Source organism: Herbiconiux sp. (genome assembly GCF_023264895.1).
Lineage (GTDB): Bacteria > Actinomycetota > Actinomycetes > Actinomycetales > Microbacteriaceae > Herbiconiux.
The window spans coordinates 24,486-31,155 of the sequence record NZ_JAHFUY010000049.1; the positions used below are offsets into that span (position 1 = coordinate 24,486).

Below are 6,670 nucleotides of genomic sequence, written 5' to 3' on the forward strand. Positions count from 1 at the left end.
GGATCTGGTCATGCTAAGTGCCCGAGGTAACAGAAAAAAGAGTGAACATTTCGCGCAGGTAAACATCTTCTTTGTTGAAGAAATGTCACCCGCTCGGGGGGCGTCACGGAGCCGTGATCGGCCCCACCGACGCCGTCCCGAACGACAGCGTCGAGAGTCCGCCCGGCAGCCCTGTCGCCGCGAGCAGCTCCAGCTCGAGCGCGGTCACGAGGTACTGCGCACTCGACTGCGTGGCGGGATCGGCCGGGTCGAACACACCGTCCCCGCCCGGCTGGTCCGGCTGCACGTTGGCCTGCAGCGACACGACCGCCGGGAGGAAGTCGAGGAACCCGGACAGTGCCGTCACGATCGGGGTGACCAGACCCGACAGGGTGGCTCCGAGCGTCGTCACCGCTCCGAGCGCGACGTCCGTCACGAGATCCATCAGCGGGTCGACCAGGGCGAGAGCCAGGTCGGCGATGACCAGGTTCACGAGATCCGTGACCGTGGGCAGACCGAGACCGGCGAGGAGGGGATTCAGGATGAACCCGAGGCCCAGCGCATCCGCGTCGACGGTGATCTCCGCCGTGCCGTCGATGACCTCGCCGAGCGGGACGACGGCGTCGAGGGTGACCTCGACCACGTCCAGCGAGTTCAGGATGCTCACGGTCACGCCGACATCGATCGTCAGCGTGGCCTCCCGGATCTCGGCGGTGAGCGCGGCGACGACGTCCTGCACCCAGTCGTCCAGCAGCGCTCCGATGCGCGTGACGAGGGCGTTGACGACGTCGTCGTTCAGCAGCAGCTCGGTGTTCGGCGCGAGGTTGTTGAGCGAGTTCGCGTCGTAGCCCAGCAGCTCGTCGAGATCCACCGAGACGGTTCCGTCGGGCGAGGTGAGATCGATCGTGACCACACCGTCGGTCAACGGCGTCGAGAGCAGCGTGCTCACCGAGGAGGCCAGGTCCAGGCCCGAGAGCGAGACGTCCCCGGTCACGCCCGCCGCCACGAGGGGGTCGAGCAGCACCTCGAGCTCAGCGCCGATCGTGTCCGAGATGAGACCGTCGGTGCCCAGCAGCGAGTCGATCGCGGCCTGGATGTCCGGCAGCCCGGCGGTCACCGCGCCCGTGAGCCCGCCGACGAGGGGGCTGTCGAGCTCGAGGCCGAGGCCCGCGAGACCGTAGTCGCGCACCGATCCGGTCGCCGGGCCCACGCCCCAGATCTCGTCGGCGAGCACGGCGCACCAGTCGAGCTGCGAGCTCGCGGCGACGGCTCCGACCTCGAGCTGAGCGTCGGTCACACCGGCGACAGCGGGGATGAAGGTGCTGAGGGCGATGGTCGCGGGCTCGGGGAGGTCGCTGTCGGGCGTCGTGGGCGTGATGCCGACCCCGCCCGAATCGGTCACGAGGCCGGATGCGCCGGCGCCGCTGCCGTAGCCGGAGACCTGGGCGTACTGGTTCACCGCTCCCGCAGAGCCGAGCGGCAGACCCGTGGTCAGGCCCGTGAGATCGAGACCGACGACACCGCTCAGGAGGTCGACGTTGAGCGGGTTCGTGTAGGTGGCGGTCGGCGGGGCCGAGCCCTGGTCGATCGCGGTGGCCGGGTCGACGTCGAGCGTGCCGTCCGCCGCCTGATCGAGCGTCACGCCGTTCAGCGCCGCGAGGCCGTCGAGGTCCTGGCCGAGGAGGGTTCCCGAGAGGAAGCGGCCGAAGGCGGTGGAGGCGTAGCCGGTGTCGGTGCCGCAGTCGAAGGAGGAGGTGCCGACGGTGCCGTTCACCCACTCCTCGTCGGGCCAGGAGGCGGTCGTGGCCGCGATGGTCGAGGGCACGAGCGCCACGGTCAGCGCTGCCGTGGAGAGCAGTCCGATTGTCGTCGTGAGACGTCGCATCTCAGTTCACCTCGTCGTTCGTGAGTGTGCGGCGGCTACGCACGCGGGAGACCACGAGCGCGAGGCCGAGGAGACCCGCCGTGAGTGCTCCGAGGGCGGCGAGGCCGGAGAGCTGGCCGTCGAGACCGGTGTCGGCCAAGGGACCGCCTGGTCGTTCTGGTCGGGCCGGGCGGATCGGGTTGATCGGGCGGTCGTCGATCGCCGTGGCGGTGAGCCCGAGGCCCATGCTGCCGGTGAGGCCCATCAGGCTCTCATCGGCCATCGCCGCGGCGCTGTCCTCCACCGCGAGCGTCACGAGCAGGTGCTCGGGGCGGTCCGCGCGCAGGGGGCGCAGCTCGAAGGTGGGACTCGACGTCGTGTAGTCGTCGGCCGGCGTCGCCACCGTCACCCTCGCGAGTCCGTCGGCGCAGCGGGGAGTGGTGTCCACATCCGTCCAGACCACCGAGCAGCGGTCCACCGTCATGGTGATGCCCCGCGGGTGCGCGGTCACCTCGCCGTCCTTGCGGAGCTCGAGGCTCAGCGTGGCGATCGAGGCGTCCTCCAGCCGGGCGGTCACCTGCCAGTAGGCCGGCTCACCGGGGCTGATGTCGAGGAACTGGGCGGGATACGGATCGGCCGAGAGCACGAGCTGCCCCGGCTGCCCGGTCTCCGGGACGTCTATGAAGGCCGCGCGGGCCGCATCGGCGAGGAGCAGCGATCCGGCCGCGAGTGCGGCGACGGAGAGCAGTCCGACCGATCCGGTGACGACCCGTGACGGACGCGCTGCCCGTGCTGGGTGGTGCATGTGATTCCCCTGTCAGTGACGTGGTGCAGCCCGGCCCTGCCGGGACGGCCACAGGGCCCACGCGGCGATGGCCGCGACGATCACCGCGATCGCCCCCATGGCGATCGGGTGCTTGAGCCAGATGATGACCGTTCCGACGCCCGGGAGGGAGGCGACGACGCGCCCCACCTCGTCCACGACGTAGGTGTCGCGGTCGGGGTAGGCGTTGTCGTCGCCCTTGAGCGTCAGCGCTCGGGACTCCGGCGAGCCCTCCACGTCGTCGATCGCGACGATGCGGTGGGTGACCGGGGTTCCGGTGTCCGGGCGGTGGACCGTGACGACGTCGCCGACCTGCAGCTCTGCAGCGGAGACGGACTGCACGATCGCACCGGTGCCGGTGGGCATCGTGGGAGACATCGATCCGGTGATGAAGACGGTCACCGAGAGCGAGAACAGCCACGACGCCAGGAGCCAGACCACCGCGAGCATGCCGATCGATCCCACGATCGTCACGGCGACGTCACGCGCCGGGATGCGGCGCCGGGTGGATCCCGAGGGGGGCTCGGGATCCGACGACGGGTCGTCGATCCCGGAGCCGTGTGCCAGAACGGTGCTCATGACATCCCCCGCGGTGGTCTGGTGATCCGGTCAGGTGCTTCGAGCGGACGTCAGTCGACCGACTCGCCGATGAACTGCCAGGCCGGTGCGGCCTCGAGGCCCATCAGCTCCTCGCCGTCGGCGTCGGCCGGCAGCGTCACCTCGAAGCAGTAGTACTGGGTGCTTCCGGCTTCGGCGGCCAGGTCCTGGGCCGCGCTGCCGCCCGTGGTGGTGAGCGGGCCGTCCGCGATGACCGTCGCGCCGAGCCCGAAGGCGTCGACGTCGCAGTCCTCCAGCACGTCGGTGGTCGTGGCCACCCGCACGGCGAGCGCGTCGAGGAGGGTCTGCGCGTCGGCATCCTGCGTGATGTCCGCCAGGACCGCCGACTGCAGGGTGACGTCGCCGGCGATCGACGTGTCGGAGGTCTGCAGCGCGAACTGGGCGTAGACCGAGTCGCCGGGCGAGAGCTCGAGCGCGTCGAGCCCGAACACGATCTCGCCACCGGGGTTCTCGTCCTCGTTGACCCACGCGGCGGGGTCGTCGAACGGCGCCTCCGTGTTCTGCAGCACCTCGAACGTGCTCGTGCCGATGCCGGGGCCCCCGGCGCCGTCACCGCCGAACACCCATTCGGTGTCGGTCCAGGCGGCGAGCGTCGCCGTCACGCCGATGCCGAGAACGGCTCCCGCCGCCCCCAGTGCGAAGATCTTGCGTCGGCGCGAGCCCTTCTCGCCGACCTTCATCGAGCCCTTTTCCGTCGAGCCGTGCAGTGCCATCTCGGTTCCCCATTCACTCGTGATGCCGGCCGCTCGAGCGCGGTGCCGGCGATCCTGATCTCGGATCTGCAACGGACGCTACGGGCGGCGGAGCGGGCCACACGACGAAGCCGGTGGCCGTTCGGCAGTTCGTCGGTGGTGCTGAGTAGTGGGGACCGGCAGTGCCAGGTAGCCACCGGTCGTGCGCCGGCGCGCCGATCGGTATTCCTCAGTAGGTGCGGTCTCGGCAATTGAGTAGTCAGATTGCGAAGAACCCCCATGTCGGGCGTCAGCGCTCGGTAGTGTGGGTGAACCTCATCGGTGTCGATGCGTCCCTCGGTCGCGACGGCTCCGGCGAGGACAATCGGAACATCGGGTGTCTGTCTCTGATCGTGGGGGTCAACTGTGACAGGAATGACGCGTCGCTTCAGCGACGAGGGAAATCAGGCGATCGTCGGCGACGATCGCAACGTCGACGAGGTCGTGGAGCGGCTCGACGCGGGTGGCAGCGTCATCGTGGTCGGGGCTCTCGGCTCGGGCAAGAGCCACTTCTCGAGGGCGATCGTCGCGGAGCTGAGGGCTCGCGGGGGTGATCCGGCGGTGGTGCGCGCTGCGGCGCCGCTCACCGACACCGCGCTCGGCGCCCTGCGCGCGAACGCCGATCCGCGGCTGCCCTCGCTCGAGCGGGATGCCGCACCGGGCGACGAGCACTTCGTGCTCGTGGTCGACGACGCGCATGCGCTCGACGCGGAGTCGCTGCGCCTGGTCGGCCGCGCGGTCTACACCGGCCGCGTGAGCGCCCTGCTCTCGGTGACCGCCGATCCGGCCGGCGCCTCCGACTGCGCCACGCCCGAGGCCATCACCGACCTGTGGCTCGAGGGCGGTGCCGCCCGGTACGACCTGCACCCCCTCGAACCCCGAGCCGCCGAGCAGCTCATCACCACGTTCGTCGGAGACGACGTCTTCGACACGGCCACCCGCAGCACGCTCATCGTGCGGGCGGGCGGATCGCGCATGCTCCTCCGCGAGCTCGCCGTCGAGGCGGCCTCACTGGTGGCCGCCGACCGCGATCCGCTCGATCCGGCCGTCGAGCCCGTGCCGGGCTCCCGGCTCTCCGACGCGTTCGCCTCGACGATCGCTGAGTGCACCCCCGAGCTGTGCCTCGCGCTCGCGCTGATCGGGCGGTTGCAGGGCATCGCGCTCGCGGATGCCGGGCGGAGCATCCGCGCCGAGTGGATCGACACGCTCATCTCGCGCTCGGCCGTGCACGTCGACGACTCCCCCGGCAAGCGCCTGCACGCCAACCCCTTCCTCGCCAGCGAGGCCGAGCGGCGGCTCGAGCCCGGCCGGCTCGATGAGGCGCTCGACGCCATCGCCCGCCGGGCGCTCGCCTCCCCCGGGCAGCCGGCCGGAGCCCCGGTCGCCCAGATCATCGCCGCCGCCTGGTACTCCTCGCGCGACACGGTGCCGGCGCCCGCCGAGGTCTCCGACGAGGTGCGCTGCCGCATCCTCTCCCGTGCCGCGCGCAGCGCGAACGCGAGGGGGCGCGCCGACCTCGCTCTCGCCTACGTGCGACTGGGCATGGAGACAGACGGATGCCCCGCGCTGCTGATCGAGGCATCCCGCGCCTACACTCGGCTGCACCGCATGCCCGAGGCGTTCTCGGTGCTCACGAAGCACTCGGCCGACGAGCTCGACCCCGCGGTGCTGCGCCGGCTCGTGCGGTGGTGGGCGACCCTCGTGACCTGGGCGCCCGGAGACCGTTCCTTCGACGAGATCGAGCAGTGGCTCGCTGAGGGAGGCGTCTCAGACGCAGCGGCGCTCGCCGAGATCGCGGAGGGCCGCGCCGAGGCGGCCTGCCTGCAGATGGAATGGGAGCGTGCGCTCGAGCACGCCGCCGTGGTGCTCGGAACCCCTCAGGTGAGCTCGCTCACCCGGGTGCGGGCCGCCATCGTGACGGGCACGGCCCTCGCCGAGCTGGGGCGGTTCGACGAGAGCGCGAAGGCCTTCGCGACGGTCGAGTACGCCAACCGCGACGCGGTGACGGGACGACCTCGCTCCACGATCGCCGAGCTCGCCGCCATCGCCTTCGAGACGATCGCGATGATGCTCTCGGGCACCATCCGGCCGAGCCTGCTGGCCCGCCTGCGCCGGGCGGCCCTCGCGGCCGCCGAGCGCGACGACCGCGGTGCGCTCACCCTCGCCACCATCGTGGCCGGGCAGCTGCACGGCCTGCTCGGGCAGGACATGCGGCGGGCCGAGCTCGAGCTCGCCGCGGCACTGCGCCGGTTCGACCGGGTCGAGTTCGCGGCCTGGCGGCCCATCGTGGCGTCGTTCCGGGCCGTGGCGCTGGCCAGGCGCGGTCGCATCGAGGAGGCCCTCGAGGTGTTCCGGGGCTCGGAGGACGCGACGATGGCGGACAAACGGCTGTTCCGGTTCTCGCGCCAGGCGTGCGAGGCCGAGATCCTCGGCGCGGCGGGCGAGTTCGAGGCGGCTGCGGCTGCGGCGACCGCGGCGGTCGCCGAGCGCGGCGTCGACGGCGAGCCCGGGCGGCCCTCGATGATCGACGAGGAGCGGATGGCACGGCTCTCGGGTGCCGGGGCGATCGACCAGGGCCAGCGCGATGCAGCTCCTGACGCCGAGCGCGCCGAGCGCGCCGTGACGCCGGCAGCGGCACCCGCACCCGTCGCCGGC

Annotated in this window: 5 protein-coding genes; 1 reads left to right on the plus strand and 4 read right to left on the minus strand. The window is 71.6% G+C overall.

The features are described from left to right. Nucleotides 1–103: 103 nt before the first annotated feature. The 4 genes from Q0D57_RS10640 to Q0D57_RS10655 are packed head-to-tail and all read right to left on the minus strand — an operon-like array spanning nt 104 to nt 3,997. Complete coding sequence (locus tag Q0D57_RS10640; RefSeq protein WP_291042943.1) at nt 104–1,864, minus strand: choice-of-anchor G family protein; 1,761 nt, start codon at nt 1,862–1,864, stop codon at nt 104–106. Between the two features lies 1 nt (nt 1,865). Then, the gene (locus tag Q0D57_RS10645) at nt 1,866–2,648 is read right to left on the minus strand and encodes a hypothetical protein (RefSeq protein WP_291042945.1); all 783 of its coding nucleotides are present in this window, start codon (nt 2,646–2,648) and stop codon (nt 1,866–1,868) included. A 12-nt stretch (nt 2,649–2,660) separates the two neighbouring features. Next, nucleotides 2,661–3,245 (minus strand): signal peptidase I, encoded by a 585-nt coding sequence (locus tag Q0D57_RS10650; protein WP_291042947.1) that lies wholly within the window; start codon nt 3,243–3,245, stop codon nt 2,661–2,663. A gap of 50 nt (nt 3,246–3,295) precedes the next feature. Continuing rightward, a complete protein-coding gene (locus Q0D57_RS10655) occupies nt 3,296–3,997 on the minus strand; it encodes a SipW-dependent-type signal peptide-containing protein (protein WP_291042951.1) in 702 nt (233 codons plus the stop codon). Nucleotides 3,998–4,390: 393 nt separating this feature from the next. On the opposite strand from Q0D57_RS10655, the gene Q0D57_RS10660 reads away from it, so the two are divergent. Beyond that, nucleotides 4,391–6,670, plus strand: a 2,280-nt coding sequence (locus tag Q0D57_RS10660) for a hypothetical protein (protein WP_291042954.1), incomplete at its 3' end; no start/stop codon positions are given.

Coding starts and splice junctions, on each gene's coding strand:
- Q0D57_RS10640 (WP_291042943.1), bottom strand. CDS start 1,864: ATGCGACGTCTCACGACGACAATCGGACTGCTCTCCACGGCAGCGCTG.
- Q0D57_RS10645 (WP_291042945.1), bottom strand. CDS start 2,648: ATGCACCACCCAGCACGGGCAGCGCGTCCGTCACGGGTCGTCACCGGA.
- Q0D57_RS10650 (WP_291042947.1), bottom strand. CDS start 3,245: ATGAGCACCGTTCTGGCACACGGCTCCGGGATCGACGACCCGTCGTCG.
- Q0D57_RS10655 (WP_291042951.1), bottom strand. CDS start 3,997: ATGGCACTGCACGGCTCGACGGAAAAGGGCTCGATGAAGGTCGGCGAG.